Annotated in this window: 21 protein-coding genes and 3 pseudogenes; 9 read left to right on the plus strand and 15 right to left on the minus strand. The window is 68.3% G+C overall.

All coding sequences use genetic code 11. The annotated features are described in order from the left end of the window. Positions 1-47 precede the first annotated feature (47 nt). Positions 48-719, minus strand: a complete 672-nt coding sequence (locus ACFC02_RS36140) for a hypothetical protein (protein ID WP_376366400.1) — start codon at positions 717-719, stop codon at positions 48-50. Between the two features lie 252 nt (positions 720-971). Here ACFC02_RS36140 and ACFC02_RS36145 point away from each other — a divergent pair, with 252 nt between their 5' ends. Next, positions 972-1,469 (plus strand): hypothetical protein, encoded by a 498-nt coding sequence (locus tag ACFC02_RS36145; RefSeq protein ID WP_376366402.1) that lies wholly within the window; start codon positions 972-974, stop codon positions 1,467-1,469. A 502-nt stretch (positions 1,470-1,971) separates the two neighbouring features. Here the strand turns inward: ACFC02_RS36145 and ACFC02_RS36150 are convergent. The 3 genes from ACFC02_RS36150 to ACFC02_RS36160 form a co-directional block, all read right to left on the minus strand. After that, positions 1,972-2,187: a helicase associated domain-containing protein gene (locus tag ACFC02_RS36150; RefSeq protein WP_376366404.1), complete on the minus strand. Its 216-nt coding sequence runs from the start codon at positions 2,185-2,187 to the stop codon at positions 1,972-1,974. Between the two features lie 516 nt (positions 2,188-2,703). Further along, positions 2,704-3,315, minus strand: coding sequence for a hypothetical protein (locus ACFC02_RS36155; protein WP_376366406.1), 612 nt, complete (start codon positions 3,313-3,315; stop codon positions 2,704-2,706). A gap of 122 nt (positions 3,316-3,437) precedes the next feature. After that, complete coding sequence (locus ACFC02_RS36160; RefSeq protein WP_360979318.1) at positions 3,438-3,767, minus strand: hypothetical protein; 330 nt, start codon at positions 3,765-3,767, stop codon at positions 3,438-3,440. Between the two features lie 133 nt (positions 3,768-3,900). Between ACFC02_RS36160 and ACFC02_RS36165 the strand changes: the two genes are divergently transcribed. Together ACFC02_RS36165 and ACFC02_RS36170 are read left to right on the plus strand one after the other, a co-directional pair. Beyond that, entirely contained in the window at positions 3,901-5,106 is a 1,206-nt protein-coding gene (locus ACFC02_RS36165) for a sensor histidine kinase (protein ID WP_376366408.1), read from the plus strand. Beyond that, complete coding sequence (locus tag ACFC02_RS36170) at positions 5,103-5,795, plus strand: response regulator (RefSeq protein ID WP_376366410.1); 693 nt, start codon at positions 5,103-5,105, stop codon at positions 5,793-5,795. Before ACFC02_RS36165 ends, ACFC02_RS36170 begins: the two co-directional genes overlap by 4 nt. Before the next feature lie 169 nt (positions 5,796-5,964). Here the strand turns inward: ACFC02_RS36170 and ACFC02_RS36175 are convergent. The 8 genes and pseudogenes from ACFC02_RS36175 to ACFC02_RS36210 all read right to left on the minus strand — a co-directional run. After that, positions 5,965-6,297: pseudogene (locus ACFC02_RS36175) on the minus strand (hypothetical protein); the annotation flags it as partial. A gap of 224 nt (positions 6,298-6,521) precedes the next feature. After that, positions 6,522-7,031 carry a hypothetical protein gene (locus ACFC02_RS36180; RefSeq protein WP_376366412.1) on the minus strand — a complete coding sequence of 170 codons (510 nt, stop codon included), beginning with the start codon at positions 7,029-7,031 and terminating at the stop codon, positions 6,522-6,524. After that, positions 6,917-8,077, minus strand: coding sequence for a DUF5722 domain-containing protein (locus tag ACFC02_RS36185; protein WP_376366414.1), 1,161 nt, complete (start codon positions 8,075-8,077; stop codon positions 6,917-6,919). Before ACFC02_RS36185 ends, ACFC02_RS36180 begins: the two co-directional genes overlap by 115 nt. Positions 8,078-8,225: 148 nt before the next feature. Next, on the minus strand, positions 8,226-8,603 hold the full coding sequence (locus tag ACFC02_RS36190; RefSeq protein WP_376366438.1) for a hypothetical protein: 378 nt from the start codon (positions 8,601-8,603) through the stop codon (positions 8,226-8,228). A 33-nt stretch (positions 8,604-8,636) separates the two neighbouring features. After that, positions 8,637-8,978: pseudogene (locus ACFC02_RS36195) on the minus strand (IS5 family transposase); the annotation flags it as partial. A gap of 45 nt (positions 8,979-9,023) precedes the next feature. After that, positions 9,024-9,536, minus strand: a complete 513-nt coding sequence (locus ACFC02_RS36200; RefSeq protein ID WP_376366416.1) for a hypothetical protein — start codon at positions 9,534-9,536, stop codon at positions 9,024-9,026. 203 nt (positions 9,537-9,739) lie between these two features. After that, positions 9,740-10,252, minus strand: a complete 513-nt coding sequence (locus ACFC02_RS36205) for a hypothetical protein (RefSeq protein ID WP_376366418.1) — start codon at positions 10,250-10,252, stop codon at positions 9,740-9,742. 14 nt (positions 10,253-10,266) lie between these two features. Next, complete coding sequence (locus ACFC02_RS36210; protein WP_376366420.1) at positions 10,267-11,403, minus strand: integrase; 1,137 nt, start codon at positions 11,401-11,403, stop codon at positions 10,267-10,269. 178 nt (positions 11,404-11,581) lie between these two features. Here ACFC02_RS36210 and ACFC02_RS36215 point away from each other — a divergent pair, with 178 nt between their 5' ends. The 3 genes from ACFC02_RS36215 (at position 11,582) to ACFC02_RS36225 (ending at position 14,104) form a co-directional block, all read left to right on the plus strand. Next, entirely contained in the window at positions 11,582-12,211 is a 630-nt protein-coding gene (locus ACFC02_RS36215; RefSeq protein WP_376366422.1) for a hypothetical protein, read from the plus strand. A gap of 758 nt (positions 12,212-12,969) precedes the next feature. Next, a complete protein-coding gene (locus ACFC02_RS36220) occupies positions 12,970-13,191 on the plus strand; it encodes a hypothetical protein (protein ID WP_376366434.1) in 222 nt (73 codons plus the stop codon). After that, complete coding sequence (locus tag ACFC02_RS36225) at positions 13,085-14,104, plus strand: group II intron maturase-specific domain-containing protein (RefSeq protein ID WP_376366436.1); 1,020 nt, start codon at positions 13,085-13,087, stop codon at positions 14,102-14,104. The genes ACFC02_RS36220 and ACFC02_RS36225 overlap by 107 nt, the downstream gene beginning before the upstream one ends. 86 nt (positions 14,105-14,190) lie before the next feature. Here ACFC02_RS36225 and ACFC02_RS36230 read toward each other — a convergent pair whose 3' ends face one another. After that, the gene (locus ACFC02_RS36230) at positions 14,191-14,589 is read right to left on the minus strand and encodes a hypothetical protein (RefSeq protein ID WP_376366424.1); all 399 of its coding nucleotides are present in this window, start codon (positions 14,587-14,589) and stop codon (positions 14,191-14,193) included. Positions 14,590-14,737: 148 nt separating this feature from the next. Between ACFC02_RS36230 and ACFC02_RS36235 the strand changes: the two genes are divergently transcribed. The 3 genes and pseudogenes from ACFC02_RS36235 to ACFC02_RS36245 all read left to right on the plus strand — a co-directional run bounded on the left by ACFC02_RS36235 (position 14,738) and on the right by ACFC02_RS36245 (position 16,482). Further along, positions 14,738-15,178 (plus strand): VOC family protein, encoded by a 441-nt coding sequence (locus ACFC02_RS36235; RefSeq protein ID WP_376366426.1) that lies wholly within the window; start codon positions 14,738-14,740, stop codon positions 15,176-15,178. A gap of 179 nt (positions 15,179-15,357) precedes the next feature. After that, positions 15,358-15,593, plus strand: a pseudogene (locus ACFC02_RS36240) (hypothetical protein). A gap of 352 nt (positions 15,594-15,945) precedes the next feature. Then, entirely contained in the window at positions 15,946-16,482 is a 537-nt protein-coding gene (locus ACFC02_RS36245; protein ID WP_376366428.1) for a YcxB family protein, read from the plus strand. A 547-nt stretch (positions 16,483-17,029) separates the two neighbouring features. Here the strand turns inward: ACFC02_RS36245 and ACFC02_RS36250 are convergent. Together ACFC02_RS36250 and ACFC02_RS36255 are read right to left on the minus strand one after the other, a co-directional pair. Beyond that, entirely contained in the window at positions 17,030-17,491 is a 462-nt protein-coding gene (locus tag ACFC02_RS36250; protein ID WP_376366430.1) for a hypothetical protein, read from the minus strand. 50 nt (positions 17,492-17,541) lie between these two features. After that, a partial coding sequence (locus tag ACFC02_RS36255) for a transposase (RefSeq protein ID WP_376366432.1) occupies positions 17,542-17,853 on the minus strand: 312 nt, incomplete at its 5' end.

Below are 17,853 nucleotides of genomic sequence, written 5' to 3' on the forward strand. Positions count from 1 at the left end.
CCGAGTAGTCCTTCATCGCCATCGGCGGTGGTCTCGCTTTCTCCGGATCAAGCAGATCCAGTATCAGCGTGTCCACCACTCAGGGGGAGGCTCCCGATCCTGAGCCGCTCCGTCTCAGCATCCAGCTTGTTCTTCTCGCGCTGGGTTGTGGCTTCCAGCTTGGCCTTGACCACAGCAGCACCAGCGGTGAACGAGGCGGCCACGGATCCGCCCGCGAGGATCTCATTGATGATCCCGCCTTGCGACTGACGCTTCAGCGCATCGTCGGCACTCTCGATGAGATAGTCATCGTCGTCCCATGCCTCGCGGGCAGCAGGCCGGTAGCAACCCTCCTCTTCTTTCTCTTCCCATTCCTCGTCTACGTCGTCCTTATCCACTGAGACCACGGGGCGCCACCCCGGGGGCGGCACACGGGAGGGAACGGGGTAGCCGACGAGACGGACTCTCAGCATCTCCAGGTACTCACGTACGATCTCCGCACGCTGCTCCCCCATGATCCTGGCAGTGGCCCCGTCGAGGTCTGACGGTAGCTGCTCGCCCGTCATCGCCTTGTAGCGGAGGGTGTCCAGCTCCCTCCTGGCGTGGATCCAACCCCTCATCGCCTCGTGGCTCCCGTCGTCAGGCCACGAATCAAGGGCGTCCCGCGCCCTCTTGTGCCCCTCCTGGATGATGGCCTCACGTTCACGCCACAGGCGGTCCACTGCCTCATCATGGGTCATGACCCGAGTGTGCCCCACCCCAACCTTTGGCACAGCGCTGACAGATCGTCTGTCTTAAGAGAGCCGCGACCTACACCCCAAACCCGCCCAGAACAGGGCGGATGGACATATCTCGTGATGGTCTGTCAGGGTTCGTGCCGTTCTCGCCGGACCGGCAGGGTCCGGCACACGAGAGGGGAGCCGTTCCGTGCCTGAATCGCCGCGTAGCAGGGCCGAGGCCGCCAAGCACCGGCGTGGGACCTGGCAGGGGAGGTGGACGCACTGCTCAGCGGGCACGGCGCCTTGACCGGTGCGCCGTGGTACCCGGCACGGGCCGGTGACCGTCTGGTGGTCACCTACGAAGCGACCGACCGTGACCCCCGCTGGACGGAGACCTACGAGGTGCAGGACGGCGCCGGCGGCTGGGCGCTGCGCCTCGTCGACCACACCGCCCCGGACGATGCGCTGGCTGGATGGTTCGCCGGCTCGCCTGAGCTGTGCGGCGGTGACCCGTTCGAGACGCCCTGGGTGGAGGCCGGCCCCGACCGTCTCGCTGTCCTGCGCGACGGGCAGGTCGTTCACCAGGGCCGCCACGCCCTGAGCCGCCCGGGCGCCGCTGACCCGCGCGTGACCATGGCGGTGGGAGCGGACGGCACCACGGGCCTGGTCGTGGTCCAGGAACGCCAGTGCACTCCGGCGGAAGCCGATGACCTGCTCGCCAAGGTCGTGACCCGGGCACAGGAGACCGTCCGGGACCACCCGCGCCCGTAGACCACCGGCTCACCCTCACCGGAAGAGGGGCGGCCCCGGCCACCAGGCGGTGGCCGGGACCGCACGGATGCCTCGTGGCGAGCCTGCCGGGCGCCGCCTGGCGGGGGATCCTGGGGGTATGGCAAGGCAGGCGGTGCGGCGGTGTGCCCTGTGCGGGGCTGAGCTGCCGACAGGGAGCCGGCGCTCGCGGCCGTACTGCGGCGTGCAGTGCCGGACCCGGGCCTGGCGGGTGCAGCGGGCCCGCTGGGCTGCCATCGACGCCGCGGGCGAGGCGTACACGGCCCTGCTGGAAGGGCGCCCGCACCCCTGGCCCCGCTTCCGCTGCCCGGAGTGCGAAGCCACCTGGTACGCCAGCGACACACCGATGGGGACCCGGAAACGGTCCGACAGCCGTTACTGCTCGCCGCGCTGCCGTATCCGGGCCTGGCGCCGGCGGCAGCGTTCGCGTTCAGCAGGCGTCACCGTGTGACGCCTGCACGTGACGCTATCGGCTCTCCCTCACCTACCAGCGCATCCCGAGGGCGGTCCACTCGGCGCGCTGCTCATCGGACAGCTTGTCCGCCCGGCGCCGCTTGTTGTCGACCACGGCACCCAGCTTGATCTCCGTCCCGTCCGGTACCTCCACGTGCTCGCGCGGCACCCGCAGGTGCCCCTCCCGCTCGCTGTACTGCCGGGCGGCGGCCAGGTTGACCGCCCGCGCGGCCTCCCGCCGCCCCACCGGCCGCGCCGCCGCCTCGACCCCGGCGGGAGCGGGCTCCAGGCCCAGGGACTCAAGGAGGTATTGCTATGCGGGCCGGAGCCTCCCACCCGGCACGCTGCGCCGCCGCCCCCGCTTCGAGGTCTTCGCCCTGCACGATGAGCTGCCCCGTGGCCTGGGGGAGCGGGCCGCCGGCCCGGACGTATGCCTGACAGCCCATTGCATGCGTTCGAGGTGGGTTAGCGCGGTGGCGCTGTTCTTTGCAGGAGCCGGTCCGTGTGCCGTCGTTGCATTGCCGCGGTCTGGGCCTGGGAGACGGTGGACACTCGGGTAACGAAGTCGCCTACGCCCTGGAGAACGGTCGGCAGCAGGAGCAGGACCGCGCCAACCGAACGAGATGGGCTCTCAGCCGCCACAGGGCCAACGCGGAGACGGCGAGGACCCCCGGTGAGAGGAAGGGCTCCAAGGCCTCTCCGGAACACACCGGGGGTTCTCTTTCGCGGGCGGTTCGTGCCAGGCGGAGGTCAGCCCGGCCCGTCAAGTCAGCATGCGTGCCCGCTTCTTGCCGGCCCGGTGGATGCCCAGACCGGTGAAGCCGACCCAGACGAGAGTGATCAGACCGACGAGGGCATCCGCACCCCACCCGTTGACGGCGTAGAAGTGGGTGGCGTCCATGCCGAAGTAGAGCGACGGGATGGCCAGCAGGTTGATGACTCCGGCGACGATGGAACCGCGCAGGGTCCACCGTGGCACCACCGGCGACGCGGCTGCCGTGAACCGCTGCGCGGCACGGGCGAACCCGAGGAAGAACATCGCGATCCACAGGTGTGCGATCGGACCATGAGCCAGTGCCATGGCGGCCGCCAGAGGGCCGTCCGTGGTCGGGTCCATCCCCCGATCCGGGAAGGCCAGGGGAGTACCGGCCTCCAGCGAGGTGGCGAAGAGGATCACCGCGACGTAGGTGAGCAGCGACACGATGGTGAGCTGACCGACGATGGCGCGCCGGCCCGTGTCGTCCCTGGGAAGCAGAGGTGCCAGAGCGACCCCGAACGCCGTCAGCACAGCCATGATCACCAGCGTCAGCAGGCTACGCGTCAGGACGTTCCACTCCGGAGGTGGTCCGGAGTAGACGAAGTACAAGGCCACCATCGGCACCGAGAGGGCACCCACTGCCATCCCCGCCCGGCCGGCGAAGGTGGTGGTGGACGGGTCCGATGCGTCGGCTGCGTGACGAGACGAGGCAGACAGGTTCTGCGTGGACGATGGCGTGGTCACAGTGACTCCCGGGTGACGTCGTCGGTACGGAGGTATCCGGTCTGGAGGCGGTGCGAGGAACCGGTGCGTAGCCACTGGTCGCGGACGTGGTCCACGGACAGCAGTGCAGCGTTGATGAGAAGGGCGCTGCCGGGCGTCCACAGCCACCACGGACCGTCGAGGTCAGTGCGGAAGATGCCCATCAGCAACCAAACGATGATCTGGACGGCGGTCGCGAAGGCGGCCACCGTGGTGACGGCGAAGCGGATCCGGGTCGTGGAGCGCTGATCGGTCGGGTCGAGCCCGAGCAGCGTCATCAGGTGTCGGCGAGGACGTGTGGTGTTCATGTCCTCAACCATGTCGGCCGGCCGATGTGCCGGACGTCTGCCGATCGGACCGATCCCGTCCACGAACGGCCGACAGTTTCTACGACTTTCGTTGACTGCCTCGTCGAGGCCGCCGGTCTAGGGTGGTTCGGTGATGTCTCCTCCCCTCGCCGTCGTCGGCGGCCGCAACGACGAGATACCGGTGCGTCGAGGGCCGTGGATCGAGCGCGGCCGGTCGGCGTTGCTTGTTCTCTCCTCGTTCGCCGGTGGACTCGCCATGCTGTTCCTGGTCCTCGAGCAACGCCCGGGAGGCGGGTGGCGCGTCCTCGACATCTCCGTGGGCGCCGTCGCAAGTCTCGTCCTGCTGGTCCGTTACCGTGCTCCGGTCGTGGTCGGCCTGGTGCTGGCGGTCGCCGGGGCGTTCTGCGCCACCGCCGGCGTGGCCAACTACGTGGCCCTGTTCGCCGTGGCACGCAGCCGGGGCATCGAGCAGGCGTTCGTGGTGGCGTTGGCCGACATCGCCGGCGCCCTGGTCTTCTGGCTGTTGTATCCGGCCAACTCCGCGCTGAGCCTCACCGTGGTGGTCAACACCGCGATCGCACTCGCCGTCGTGGCCTGGGGCGCACTGCAGCAGAAGCAGCAGGACCTGGTTGCGGTCTACCGGGACCGAGCGGCCCGTATCGAGCGCGAGCGGGAGCAGCGTGCGGAACAGATCCAGATGGCCGAGCGCGCCAGAATCGCCCGGGACATGCACGACTCGGTCGCACACTACATCTCGCTGATCGCGCTGTATGCCGGCGGGCTCGCGGTCGCCGGGGACAACGCCAAGAATGTCGGCACGACAGCCGCGACGATTCGCACGACCGCGATCAGTGCGCTCGACGAGTTGCGCACGGTGATCGGGATGCTCCGCGACGGCACCGTCGTGACAACGCAAACTGCCGAGCACGAGCACACCGTTGCGGGACTGATCGACGAAGCCAGACAAGCCGGTCAGTTGATCGTCGCGCACCTTGATCTGCCCGACAACAGCGGCAGCACCAGCAGCACAGCCGCGCTGCGGGAACTTCCGAGCGCCGAGCACGTGTACCGCGTCGTGCAAGAGGGGCTGACCAACGCGCGCAAGCACGCCCCCGGCGCACTGGTGACGGTGAATGTCCGCCGCGAGGGCAGCGATGCCCTCGTCACGATCACCAACCCGATCGAAGAAACCGAGTCAGCGTTGCCCGGAACCGGCGTCGGCCTGAGCGGTCTCGTCGAACGGATCGCCACCGTGGGAGGCGTAGTCGAACACGAGGTCGTCGACCGCGGTGAGAACACCCACGAGTTCCGACTGACTGCGCGAGTGCCCCTGCGATGACCAGCTCTCCACGTTCCAGCAGCGCCCCCGGCGCACCCACGTCGGTGCTCATCGTCGACGACGACGCGATGGTCCGCGCCGGGCTGTCGATGGTCCTGTCGGTGGACCCCACCATCACGATCGTCGCCGAGGCATCCGGCGGAGCCGAGGCCGTCGTCGCGGCCACGCGGCACCGTCCCGATGTCGTGCTGATGGACCTGCAGATGCCGGAGATGAACGGCGTCGAGGCCACCCGCCGTGTCCGAGCGGCGGTGCCGTCGGTCGCGGTGCTGATGCTGACCACCTTCCACCTGGACACACACGTCCTCGACGCGTTGCAGGCCGGCGCGAGCGGATATCTGCTCAAGGATGTCGCGCCGCAAGAGCTCTGCCACGCGATTCACCTTGCCGCATCAGGCGAATCCGCGTTCTCGGCAACGATCACCCGCCAACTCGTGGCACGCCACACTCGCACAGCCGAGGACTCCACCAGCGCCAAAGCCCAGCAGGCACTGGAGGCGCTCACCGATCGGGAGCGCGCCGTCGCCGAGGCTGTCGCTGAAGGCGCTTCCAACGCGACCATCGCGAAGGCACTCTTCATGAGCGAAGGCACAGTCAAGACGCACATCTCCCGCGCACTCACCAAGACCGGCTTGGACAACCGAGTCCAGCTGGCACTCATGGTCTTCCGAGCGCAGCAGAACTCCTGAGAGGTCGTTTTCGCCCGATGTTTTATCCCGGAAGCGGCTATTCGGTCTGTGATGTCGGGTCGCGCCAGGAGGTGATGCTCTCGCTGGTGAGGCGGCGAGCCATGAGGTCGGTCATGGCGAGGTGGATCACGACTTCGGATCGGGTGGGCAAGGTTTCGTAGTCGCGGGCGAGGCGGCGGTGGAGCATGAGCCAGCCGTAGGTCCGTTCGACCGCCCAGCGCTTCGGGATGGGAGTGAAACCTCTGGTCCCGGGCTTGCCTGGTCCAGCAGGATGCTGCCCGCGGTGTTGCCGTGGGTGTCCGCGGCGAGGACGACGACTGCGACGACCCGGCCGCGGACGTCCACGGCCAGGACGCGCGTGCCTGGCACCGTTCGGCCGGGTCGTGGCCGGGTCGTGGAGGCGGGGGCCCGGGCAGTCACCTGGACACCCGGGGGTATGCAGCACCACCAGGGTCCTCCGACGGACGGACGCGTTCAGGGACCTGGCAACGCAGAAGTTCATGGAAGACCTGGTCGGTCCGTCGTCGGGCCAGGCGGCGAAGCAGGAGTACGCCGCGCTCTTCGGCGGCAGGTCGTGCGGAAGGCAGGCCCACCGGCAGCCGGTCCGCCCCTGGTGGAGGATCGGGTACGGGATCTGGGCCGGCCGAAGGCGCTGACGCCACCCTGATGGCACGTCACCCCCCCCTCGCCGACGCCGGTTCCAGCCGCGGGGCCGCCGTCTCGTTCTCAGGTCCGCCAGGCGTACCCGAGCAGGCCCTCGGTCCGCTGGCCCTCACACGTGAGCTGCTCGGAGACGAAGTGGTCCCCGGTGGAAGGGACCTGGCACCGGTAGAGGGCGACGGTGCCCGGCGCGGCAGCGGTCGCGGCGAAGCCGAGCGGGCCGAGCGGCTCCTGGCCCTCGCAGCCCGGCTCCGTGCTGACCATGTCGTGGCCGCCGACCCGGCACTCGAAGAGCGGACGGGTGCCGGACGCCTCGTGGCGCAGCAGCCGCCAGGCGTTCTCGGCGGTGAACCCGGCGGGCAGCCCGCGGGTCGAGGCCCAGTGGCCGCGGGGCGGGGAGTAAGCGCGGACCAGACGCGTGTACGGCAGGTCCTCGAAGCCGCAGGACAACTGTGCGGGCGTCAGGTCGGCGCGGTGGGCCAGGGCCCAGGTCCGCCACGCGGGCTTCGCGCTGCCGTCGGGGGCGCGCAGCCCGAGGGCGAGTCCGGCAGCGGCCTCCGTGGGATTGCCGAGCATGCGGTGGTAGACGTAGTTGGTGTTGCCGGTGCGCCGAGTACGTCCTGGAAGGTTTCGCACACGGCCTGCGCCTGCCGCTCCGGCGAGGAGGATCCCGCCGAGGTGATGCCGCTCTCGGTCAGCTGCACGTCCGACCAGGCCTCGGTGTTCGCCGGGAAGTTCTGGCGCAGCCAGCCCACGAGATGACCGAGCGTGCCGTACGTCACGTACGGCGTGTCGTCCGGACCGAACACCGGACTGCGCAGGCCACGTGGATAGGGGTGCATGGCCACCCGCCAGCGGCGGGTTCCGGCGCGGGCGGCCAGGCCGCGCAGCACGGTCATGCCGGACAGGACGGGTTCCGTCGCGGCGGGGGCGTCCAGCGCGCTGCCGAAGGAGTGGTCGAGCGACAGATAGGTGCGGGCGGTGGGCTGTTCGCCGGTGACCCGGTCGTAGGCCGTGTCGTAGAGGGCGGCGATCTCGTCGAGCCACGCGGTGGTGCCGCACGAAGTGCCGTGGCCACAGCCGATGTTGAACCAGGTGTTGGTGTTGACCTCGTTGCCGATGACGAAGTCGGCGACCCGGCCGTGACCGTGCAGTCCGTCGTACCGCTGGGCGAGCATGCCGGCGAAGCGGGCGTAGTCGCTCGCGCGGTCCGGGGCGCAGAAGATCTCCATGCCCGGGGCGGAGGGCACACACGTCCTGCCGGTCCGGGCCCAGGCCGGTGTTCCGTAGACGACGCCGGTGACGACGAGACCGCGCTCGGTCCAGTCGCGGATGTCGGCGTCCAGGTGCGCGGGCACGGTGAAGCACTGCCCGTCGTACTGCTGTTGGCCGGCCGAGCACGGCATGGGCTGCACGGTGGGCTGCCACTGCGCCCAGACCAGGTTCATGGCGACGCCGCCGGTGTTGTTGCCCGCGATCTCGTCCTTGTCCGGCCAGTCGTCGGGCTGGACGGCCTTGATCCGGTAGCACCCCGCTCGGGGTAGGCGAGTGGTGCCGGAGGGGAGTGCGGCTCGGCCGCCGCCGCCCCGGTGCCCGGGGCGAGCAGCAGGACGAGCGCGCACAGAACGGCCGGCCAGGTCCACCGGGCGGGTGCCCCACTTCTCGTCGCGGTCTCCTCGCCTTACGACGGGCGGTCGGTGTCGGACACATGCAGTGACGGTCCGGGTGCGGGACGGGTTTCGGCCGGGGAGCGAGTGCGGGCGGGCCGGATCAGGGCGTGGTCAGCAGGTATCCCTGGATCCCTTCGGCGTGCTGCCCCTCGCAGTCCTCGCGTAGCGAGTCGAAGTGGTCCCCGCCGCCGGTGTTGCAGCGGTACACCGGTGTGCTGGGCCGGCCGGCGGGCGGCTCGCTCCAGAGGTAGCCCAGGGTGCGCTGCACGGTCTGGCCTTCGCACGCGGAGTCGAGCGAGGTGAAGTCGTCCCCGCCCGCACGGCACTGGTACAGCGCCCTGGTGCCCGGCTCGGCGACCAGGGAGAGGTATCCGTGCACGGCCTCCGCCCGGTATCCGGCGGACAGGGCCGCCGTGCCCTCGGCATGGTCGGTGCCCCGGATGCTGCGGGTCACGGCGGCCCGCGCCACGATGAACACACCACCTGGTGGTTCCTTCTGCAGATCGCCTTGCTTACGGGCTCCGGCCGCATGCTGGTGGGCGCGGCAGACCGTGGAGTCGACGCTCAGGTCCCACGTGATCGCACCCTTCGCATCAGCCAGAGACCGGAGCCCGGTGAGGATCCGGCGCCAGGTGCCGTGCCGCTGCCATCGGCGGAACAGGCCGTAGACCCGGCCCCAAGGCCCGTACTCGACAGGTACATCACGCCACGGAACACCGGCACGGACCCGGAACCGTACGCCGTCGATCAACCGCCGCCGAGACCGGACGGGCGGCCGCCCCTCCCTGGCCCCCTTCGGCAACAACGGCTCCAGCACCGCCCACTGCTCGTCCGTGAGATCTCCCCGCCCCATGCATCGTGATCATTCACAGCCCAAGATCCACTTTCGATACACGGCCTAGCGCCGCCCGGCCACCCGCACCAGCTCGGACATCGGCATCGGGCAGGACGAGAAGCAGCGGTAGAAGGCGAGTTCGCCGGTGCGGCGGTTGCGGCGGACCAGCAGGCACCACTGGCCGACGCGATCAATTGGGTTGTGGATGTCGATCTGTGCCCAGTCGTAGTACCGCTCGCCCTTCGCGCCCGCTCCGGCCGACAGCCGCTGCCAGGCCCGCTTCGGGATCCGCGCGGCCAGGGCCTTCGCCTGGAACTTCCAGGCTCGCGTGACGACGGGGTGGGTGCTGGAGACGGCCAGGACGTAGCCAGTCCGGCGGTCTTCCAGGGCGGCCCGCAGGTGAGGGTTGTCGCCGTAGACCTCGTCGCCCGCAACCCAGCGCGCGGGGGTATCCCGCGTCCAGGGCCCGGAGGACCATGCGCGCGGCGAGTTGGGGCTTGGTCGCGAACACCAGACCGTCCGGGATACCCGCGCTCCGGCAGCGGTCCGGTAGCTGTTCCATCTCCCGCCGGACACCAGGCTGCTGCCCTCGGTGACCCCCTATGACCAGTTGCTCCGACGTCGTCGCGCCAGCGGCGGTGACCACCGAGAGGGAGAAGCACAGTGACCCTGCCCCGCCAGCGAGGCTTGACCGAACAGGCAGCCGACGCCGCCATCGACACCGCATGCTGGCAAAGCGCACATGTTCCGGCGAACGTGTGCGAGGTGGCGCCGAAACCTCACAGGTTCCGCTTGGAGAGCCACATCGGGCCGTACGATTCCGTGAAGTCCTCGGCCACTTCGTGTGTGTGAGGGTCATTGGTGGTCAGCGCGCGGGCTACGAGCTGGCCGAGTAGCTCCCATGCCTCGACATGAGCAAGGAGTTCGGCGAAACGCCGGTATTCGTCATCGTCGGCCGTGTCGAGTTGGTCCAGAATGAGCGGTTCGAGCAGAGGCAGCAGCTGGTGACGCGGGATTTGGTCGATGGCCTGTCGAGCGGCAAGGGCCCATCGGTGAGACGTGGACCAGCCCACAAGCTCTGGGAGGAGAGTTGGCCCGTCGGCAGAGAGTGCCGCGAGGAAGTCGAGGGCAGCGCCCTGATCCCACGCCCCTGCTCCTCCAGCCAGTGCGGCTTTGAGGACCTCGGGCCTGTCCTGAGCGTGCTGATAGAAGTTGGCTTGGCGACGGTGCATTTCCTGCTTCGCCTCGACGAATACCTGCCAGAGGTCGTTGTCGGACGGTGGGGTACTCATGGGTTGTTCCTTCATCAGCTGTTCGGGGATTGTGGCAATCGCTGCTCGTCGACGTGGTCGGCAAGGTAGATCATGACGCCTTCGGGGACCATGCCGAGGGCTGCGGCGACGAGCTTGGGGTCGAGAGTGTTCACCAGGTCGGCGAGTCGGCTGCTCCGCAGGGTTCGGGGTGGGATGCCGCAGGGGTGCAGGAGGTGGCTGACGTAGGCGGTCGAGGCTGGTTCCCGGCCGGTCTTGGTGATCCGGGTGACGATCACGTGGGGGTTGTCGGTGTGCTGATCCGCGCGAGGGGCCAGGCAGCGTTCGAGTGCTGTCCAGCTGGCCGGGTCCATGGACACCGGATGCGGCCGTTTGCCCAGGCGGATGGTGTGGTTGATGGAGTTGAGGTCGTCCACGCGAAAGAGTCGGACCTCGCTACTGGAGGCCGCGTGGAGGAGGGTCAGGATTCCGAGCAGTGCCTCGTGCGGATGCGCGTCGGTGCCAGTGGTCCAGCGGCGGAACAGTTGTCGCTGCTGTTCGACGGCGATGGTGGTGCCGCTGAAGCCCGATGGGCCTTTGGCCTTCACTCCTCGGGTGGGGCCGATGAGCACGATCTTGCGGGAGCGGGCGAAACGAAAGTACTGCCGCAGCACGGTCAGTCGACGTTGACGGCCCTTGGGCATGGTCGCCAGGAAGGCTTCGACGTCGTGGACGTTGGTCAGGGCCCAGTCCTGTTTGTTGCGCGTGTCGGCCAGGAAGCGGGCGAGGTCGCGGACGATGGCCAGGGCCGCCTCGATGGTGCTGTCGGTGAGGGGCAGGGCGCCGGCTTTCAGGGCGCGCTCGCGTGCTCGCAGCATCGACTCGGCGAACGCCTGCACCGGCGGTCGCAACGGGAGCGGGATGGCGTCGATGCGTCGTCGTCGGCGTCCGGCGGCGAGCCGTTGCGCTTGGTCGGTGGGAAGGGCGAGGCCGCGCTGGGTGAAGAAGCCTTCAAGTGCGCGGGCGAGGGAGCCCATGGACCGGCCGGGGCGGCGAGCTCGGTCCAACAAGGCCTGGGGGTGGTTGGGCTGTTCGTCGTTCAGCAGTCTGCCCAGGGTGCTGATCATGATGCAGGCGCGGCTCACGCAGTGCCGTTCGGCGAGATGACCGGCGTAGTCACCCAGCCAGGGCACGGGCTCGGCGAGCCGTGCGGCCAGGTTCTCGGCGGTGATGAAGGGTCGGGCGGGATGTTTCTGCCAGCAGGCCGAGCAGAGCCCGAGCCCGGCATGGCGCCGTACTTGGCCGCAGCCGACGCACTGCCGCGGCGGCTGTTTGGTCTGCCGTTGGCGAGAGCAGTAGCCGCACCATCCGGTGCCGGTCTGCAGGAAGCCGGGCCGCTGGCAGCGAGGGCAGACCCGCTTGGCGGCCTGCCGGCCGGCTTCGCGTCGGCAGATCCCGCAATGGCTGGCGGTCGGCGAGCGGACCGGGCGGCCGCAGCCCGCGCAGGTCCGCGAGCAGGTGATGCACCGTCCGGTGTCGGCCTGCAGGACGCGTGACCTCCCGCAGGCAGGACAGGACGCGCGGGCGGCTTCGTCCTTCATCCGGGCGGTGCAGCGGCAGCAGTGCTGCCGGTCGATGAAGCCGACCGGCGCCCCGCAACAGACGCAGTCCCGCTGCCTCTTGCCCATCCTTCGCCCGCACATCCTTCAGTTGCCCGACTCCTGGTGGGAAGCGCTCGCCAGGACGCTGGAGAAACTCTCAGCTACCAGCACCGACCTCGTCGCCGTGCGCGAGCAATACATGAACCGTGCCATCCCCGAGTTCGTGGGCATCCCCGCCCCGGCCGTGACCTACTGGACCACAGCCCACGCCGACCTGCACTGGGCGAACCTCACCACATCACCCCTGATGCTGCTCGACCGGGAAGGATGGTTGCGACACGAGGTCGCACAACATGAGCGGATCACGGGAATGGAGGGTGGGCGTATGCCTGCTCCGTGATCTCGGGCTAGTACTCGATGCCCGTCCCCGCCCTGACGTGCGCTGGGAGTAATCCCGGGGGTCGAAGCTCAGGGAACATGCGAACCGCGCCCCGATCCATCCGGGGAGCGGAGGAGGGGAAGGCCGGGCGGGTGAACATCAGTGAACCCTCGATGATGCCTCGTTGCCCAGAAACCTCGGATGGATGGAAGCAATTCCGAGGTGCATGGTCTACGCCGTGGAGGAGCGGCAGGCGGCGACCAGGGGCCAACTACTGGTCGTGTGAGTACCGCTGACCTCGGGGTACAGAGGGCACCCGACCCCGGTCGCATCTCATGTGTGCGAAACGTGGAAACCCCGTCCGGGTCCGTCGCTGAAGGATGGCGGCGGTAAGCCGACCGCAAGGGGAGCTGAACTCCCGGGCGGGAACAGGATGTCCAAGAAGCGAACGCCGACAGCCGAAAGGAGACGGGAAACTGCGGCGATGTGGTCGGCTCCTCCGCCGACTGCCGTAGATAACCGGTCGGATACCGGGCCTGGTGCCCGGACGCGAAAGCGGGCTGACGTGGACAGGTGAGCCTTTGATGATTTTGTGTCATGGCACTGGAACCGAGGGACAAGTTAGGCACCTATGGTGAACGGACCTGAGGGCAATGAGATCGACTGGGACGCTGTGAATTGGCGTGCTTGCGAGATCGAAGTACAGCGACTGCGGCGCAGGATTTTTCAAGGCGACTCAGGAGCAGGACTGGGCGCAAGTCCGGAACCTGCAAAAGTTGATGCTGCGCAGTCGGTCGAACACGCTATTGAGTGTGCGACAGGCGACACAGCGCAATGCTGGCCGCGTCACGGCCGGGGACCCCGACCAAGGAGGGCACCCCGCAAGGGGGTGTGATCAGCCCTCTGCTGTTGAACGTCGCTCTGCACGGCCTGGAGGAGGCGGCCGGAGTCCGGCTCGCGACTGCCCCGTCCCAGAAGGCAGCGGGGCAGACGCGCCCTGACTCTACGGTGCTGGTCAGATACGCCGATGACTTCGTCGTGTGCTGCTTTACCGAGCAGCAGGCGCGCGAGGTCAAGGCACGGCTTGCCGAGTGGCTGAAGCCGAGGGGCTTGGCTTTCAACGAGGAGAAGACCCGAGTGGTCCACCTTGAAGACGGCTTCGACTTCCTGGGCTTCGATCTCCGCCGCTATCCGGTGGGCAAGCTGCTGATCAAGCCGAGCAAGGCCGCCGTCAAGCGGCATCGGGAACGGCTCTCGGAAGTGATGCATGGTTTGCGCGGATCGAACGAGAAGGCGGTTATCGTCAAGCTCAACCCCATCATCCGGGGCTGGGCTTCCTATTACCGAGGGGTGGTGGCTGCCGAGGTCTTCAAGGACATCGACATCCACATATGGAAGCTGACCTACAAGTGGGCCTGCTTCCGTCGCCCCAAGAACTCGAAGCACTGGATCTCCGGACGGTACTTCGGCAAGTACAACAAGTTCAGGAACGACTACTGGGTCTTCGGCGACCGCGCCAGCGGCACCTTCCTGGTCAAGTCGTCCTGGACGCCGATCGTCCGACACACCCTGGTCAAGGGCGCGGCGTCAACAGACGACCCCGCCCTGACTGAGTACTGGGTCAAGCGGCGTCGCAGGATCAAACCCGCACTTGACAGCTACAACCTCCGCCTGCTCGACCGGCAGGAGGGACGCTGCCCGCTGTGCGGGGAAAATGTCCTGACTCCCCACCAGCCACCGCAGTCTCCATTGGAATGGGGACGCTGGTGGCAAGTGATCGCTCGCAAGGCGATCTCAGCCGATTACCTTCGGCACGCGGGGAGAATGACGCCGCGAGGCGATCAAACCCGCTTGGTACACGCCGAATGCGCACGGCGTCACGCCGCTCGCATCCGACACAGCACCATCCGATGAGCGCCCTCGTGGCTTGCTTGAGCCGTGTGCATCGACGAGGTGCACGCACGGTTCTGAGGGGACCCCGGCGCAGCAATGCGCCGGGATTACCCGGCGGCCAAGCCTCCCAGGGCTTCGACTGCGCCACCCTCTACGCCTACACACTCCTCCAGCCGAACATCGCCGCCCGCGTCCGCGCCGCCTTCGCCATCCTGGGCAGCCCGGCCGGCCTCGCCGCCGAAGCGACCGTGTGCGCCCAGCTGCTCCAGACCGTCAGCCGCGGCGACAGCCTCGTCCTCGAGGACCGGCTCCGGGAATGGTCCGAGGACCTCTGCCGCCGACAGCCCCGAGCTCACGTGTAGTGGGAGGTCGAGGCGCTGGAGCCGGACGAACTCCAGCGCCTGGTCCTCGCCGCCGGGCCGGACCGCCGTGGTGGGGGCGGCCACGGGTCCGACCATGAGGCCGATCACGCCCGGCGCAACCCCGACCACGGTGTCCTGTGCCACCGAACCTTGAGCGTGTGCCAACGAAATTTGAGTGGTGCGGGCCGCTCGCTGAGATTTGTGGCGCAGGATGTCGAGAACGTGCCACCGGCTTCGTCCCAGGGGCATCAGCGGCCACCACCGGCCGCATGCGGAAGAAGGAGAAACCAGCATGGCGATTCAGCGGATGGACAACGTCGGCATCGTTGTCGAGGACATGGATGCCGCCATCGCGTTCTTCGTGGAACTCGGTATGGAGCTGGAGGGCAGGGCGGAGGTCGAGGGTCTCGTCGCCGACCAGTGCACCGGGCTCGACGGCGTCCGCTGTGACATCGCGATGCTCCGGACCCCGGACGGTCACAGCCGGCTTGAGCTGGCGAAGTACCGCAGCCCCGCGGCGATCAGCGCCGGGCCGTGCAACAGGCCGCACAACATTCTGGGCACGCACCGCGTCATGTTCGCCGTCGACGACATTGAGGACGCCGTTGCCCGCCTGCGCACTCGCGGCGCCGAACTCGTCGGCGAGTTGGCCCAGTACGAGGATCGCTACCGGCTCTGCTACGTCCGCGGCCCCGAGGGCATCATCGTCGGACTGGCCGAGCAGCTCAGCTGAAGGGTGACGCGGATCCGGTGCAGCCGCAAGCCCTACGGCCCCCACCCTTGACGACCAAACCCCGGTGCCACCCAAACTTCGTTGGCACACGCTCAAGGTTCGGTGGCACAGGACACACGCGCGCTGGGCAGGGCATGTCCGAAGTGACACGAAATTCGAACAAGCGATCTAATGCCGGTATGGACGTGACCGGCTTTCCCGACGATCTGGTGCAGACGCAAGCCGCCTGGAACGCCACCTACGCCGTGCTCGCCGCACCCCGCCCCTGCGACACCACCGCCCGGCGCCGCCGTCTGCTGCGCCTGTCCGTGCGGCTTGTGGTGGCACCCCTACTGGCAGACGGCCCCCTCGGTGCCGGCCGCGCTGCGAGCTGCGCCGGCTGGCCCGTGCCCGGCAAGCCGTCCGGGCCGCGTGACCTGCGCCGCCTCGGGAAACAGGATCACGGGCGGCACGGGTTGCGCCTATCTGTTGCGCCACGGGTTGCGCTAGGTGTCGTTCGGCCCGCCGGAGCACGTCCGTGCAGCGGCGCGGGGTCAGGGTCCCTTGCATGTTCGAGGTCTGCCCGGGTTCATCCGGTGATGCCGAGGGCGGCCAGGGGCCTTCGCCAGTCGCGGGCGGCGTGGCCTTCGGCTGCGACGAACAGCTCGCTGCGCAGGGACTTTGCGGCGCAGTCCACCTGATCCTGTTCCCAATTGGCGCGTGTCACCGGCCCGGTCGCCAGATATCCTCCCCTGATCCGATCACGAAGATGACCAAGGGGAGGGCCCATGGAGGACCGTGCGGAAACCACGGTGGGGGAGTACGTCGAACTGGAGTACCAGGTGACGCGAGAGGACATGAGACAGGCACTCAAAGCGCGGGCCAAGGCGTCGGGCCGTGCCCGGCGGACGCAACGGTTCGCTCTGATCGGCGTGGCTGCGTTCGTCGGAGCGTCCGCGGTGCCGCTGGTGAAAGGTGAGACCCCCGACACGCAGTCGCTGGTGATCGCTGGCCTGCTCGTCGTGCTGCTGTTCGTGATACAGCCCTGGCTCATGGCCCGCCAGTTCCACAAAATCGCGTCCCGGAATGGGGCGTACCGCGCCAAAATCGACGACTTCGGCGCCACCGTCAGCAACACAGGCGGCTCCAGCCAGCTCAACTGGACCGCCGCCCCGCGTTACGCCGAGACCCCTGACACCTTCGTCCTGCTCAGCGGCGACAAGAACGTCTCGTGTCTGACCGTGCTGCCCAAACGCGGCGTGCAAGAACTGGGGGGCGTGGACCGCATCAGGACTCTGCTGGACCGGCACATCCAAAGGCTCTGACCCAGGGCCTGTCGCCCGGCCCCAATCGGCTTCAGGCGCTGCGCGCCGAGTGGCTCTACTTGCCGCCCAAGGACCACACGCTGGCGCTGTGGCGTTCCAACCGATCAGACCCAGACGGCCATCCACGACGGCGCCAGCCTGGCGGGCGACCTCGCCAGCGAGGGCAATGACGCCGAGAGCGGGACGGAAGTCGGCTTCGGCGGCGGGCCGGTCGAGACCGCGGTCGACGGCATCGTGGGCGGTGTCCCCGGTGAGGTGGCCGGCATCGCCGAGCCGACAGCCATCGACGCTCCGCGGCCCAGGCCGTGAGTCGCCGTGCATGAGCTGCTGCCTCCGGCTCTTCCACTTGTTTCCTGAGTTCGGACGGTTACCGTCAGCAGGCATACGGTCAATGGCAGTGCGGATGACTCATGGAACCTCGACACTCACATGATCACCGAGACCGTGCCTGCACTGCGTTTGCCCCCTGCCCGAACCGAGACGTCCACCCCAAGGCCGGACCAGCACGATGTTCCGGACGAATCGCGATCACGCAACGGTCCCTGGCTCAGACCCCGATCGAGATTCTCTCGATCACCCGGCCTAGCTCGTCGCCCTCCGGATTTTCGGACAGGTGCATCGTTGCTTTGACGGCAGGAAACCTGTACTGCACGGTATAGGGCGACACGTCAACGAGATCAGCGCTGTTCCTGACTTCCGGCGAGAGCTGTCCCCAGGTGACCGTCTCCGAGAACTCGAGACCGAACCTCTCGGCACAATCGTCAGCTAGGGAGGGCATCCCGGCCAGCCGATGCGTTTGCAGAGACAGCCACTGGCACACCCAGTCGGGTTCACCGGTGAACGTGGTCTCCACGAGACCGAAGTCGAGCCTCAGCAGCCGGTGCGGCTTGCTGCGGCCGTGCAGCTGCCGTACAGAGGCTCCGAGGTGCTCCTCCGCCTCCGTCGGTGTCGAGCCGGGCCCGACCCCGAGGAAGTATCCCGTCACGAGCGCCTGCGAGATCACTTCCACTCCGAGCAAGTGATCAACCCAGCTTCTTTAGGGAGCGTATTCGGTTGTGATCAAGGGGCCGCTCGTGTGAGGTCCTTGATCCAGATCACGGAGGCCCGGAGGTGGAGTCCGGCGAGGTAGCTCCCCGGGGTCTTGTCGTAGCGGGTGGCGATGCCTCGCCATGCTTTCATCCTGTTGATCGCCCGCTCGACGGTGTTCCGTTCCTTGTAGAGCCCGGTGTCGTGACTGACGGGCCTACCGCCTCCACTGCCCTTCTTCTTCCGGTTGGCGGCCTGGTCCTTCTTCTCCGGGATGACCGCCTTGATACGGCGTTTGCGCAGGTAGGCACGGTTGCCGCGAGACGAGTAAGCCTTGTCTCCGGC

Source organism: Streptomyces sp. NPDC056160 (assembly GCF_042268205.1).
Lineage (GTDB): Bacteria > Actinomycetota > Actinomycetes > Streptomycetales > Streptomycetaceae > Streptomyces.

Excerpts from the sequence above, each read along its gene's own strand:
- ACFC02_RS36235 (WP_376366426.1), top strand. The coding sequence starts at position 14,738 with ATGGCGATTCAGCGGATGGACAACGTCGGCATCGTTGTCGAGGACATG.
- ACFC02_RS36140 (WP_376366400.1), bottom strand. The coding sequence starts at position 719 with ATGACCCATGATGAGGCAGTGGACCGCCTGTGGCGTGAACGTGAGGCC.
- ACFC02_RS36245 (WP_376366428.1), top strand. The coding sequence starts at position 15,946 with ATGGAGGACCGTGCGGAAACCACGGTGGGGGAGTACGTCGAACTGGAG.
- ACFC02_RS36180 (WP_376366412.1), bottom strand. The coding sequence starts at position 7,031 with ATGCTCGGCAATCCCACGGAGGCCGCTGCCGGACTCGCCCTCGGGCTG.
- ACFC02_RS36165 (WP_376366408.1), top strand. The coding sequence starts at position 3,901 with ATGTCTCCTCCCCTCGCCGTCGTCGGCGGCCGCAACGACGAGATACCG.
- ACFC02_RS36220 (WP_376366434.1), top strand. The coding sequence starts at position 12,970 with ATGCTGCGCAGTCGGTCGAACACGCTATTGAGTGTGCGACAGGCGACA.
- ACFC02_RS36205 (WP_376366418.1), bottom strand. The coding sequence starts at position 10,252 with ATGAGTACCCCACCGTCCGACAACGACCTCTGGCAGGTATTCGTCGAG.
- ACFC02_RS36155 (WP_376366406.1), bottom strand. The coding sequence starts at position 3,315 with ATGGTGGCCTTGTACTTCGTCTACTCCGGACCACCTCCGGAGTGGAAC.
- ACFC02_RS36170 (WP_376366410.1), top strand. The coding sequence starts at position 5,103 with ATGACCAGCTCTCCACGTTCCAGCAGCGCCCCCGGCGCACCCACGTCG.
- ACFC02_RS36160 (WP_360979318.1), bottom strand. The coding sequence starts at position 3,767 with ATGAACACCACACGTCCTCGCCGACACCTGATGACGCTGCTCGGGCTC.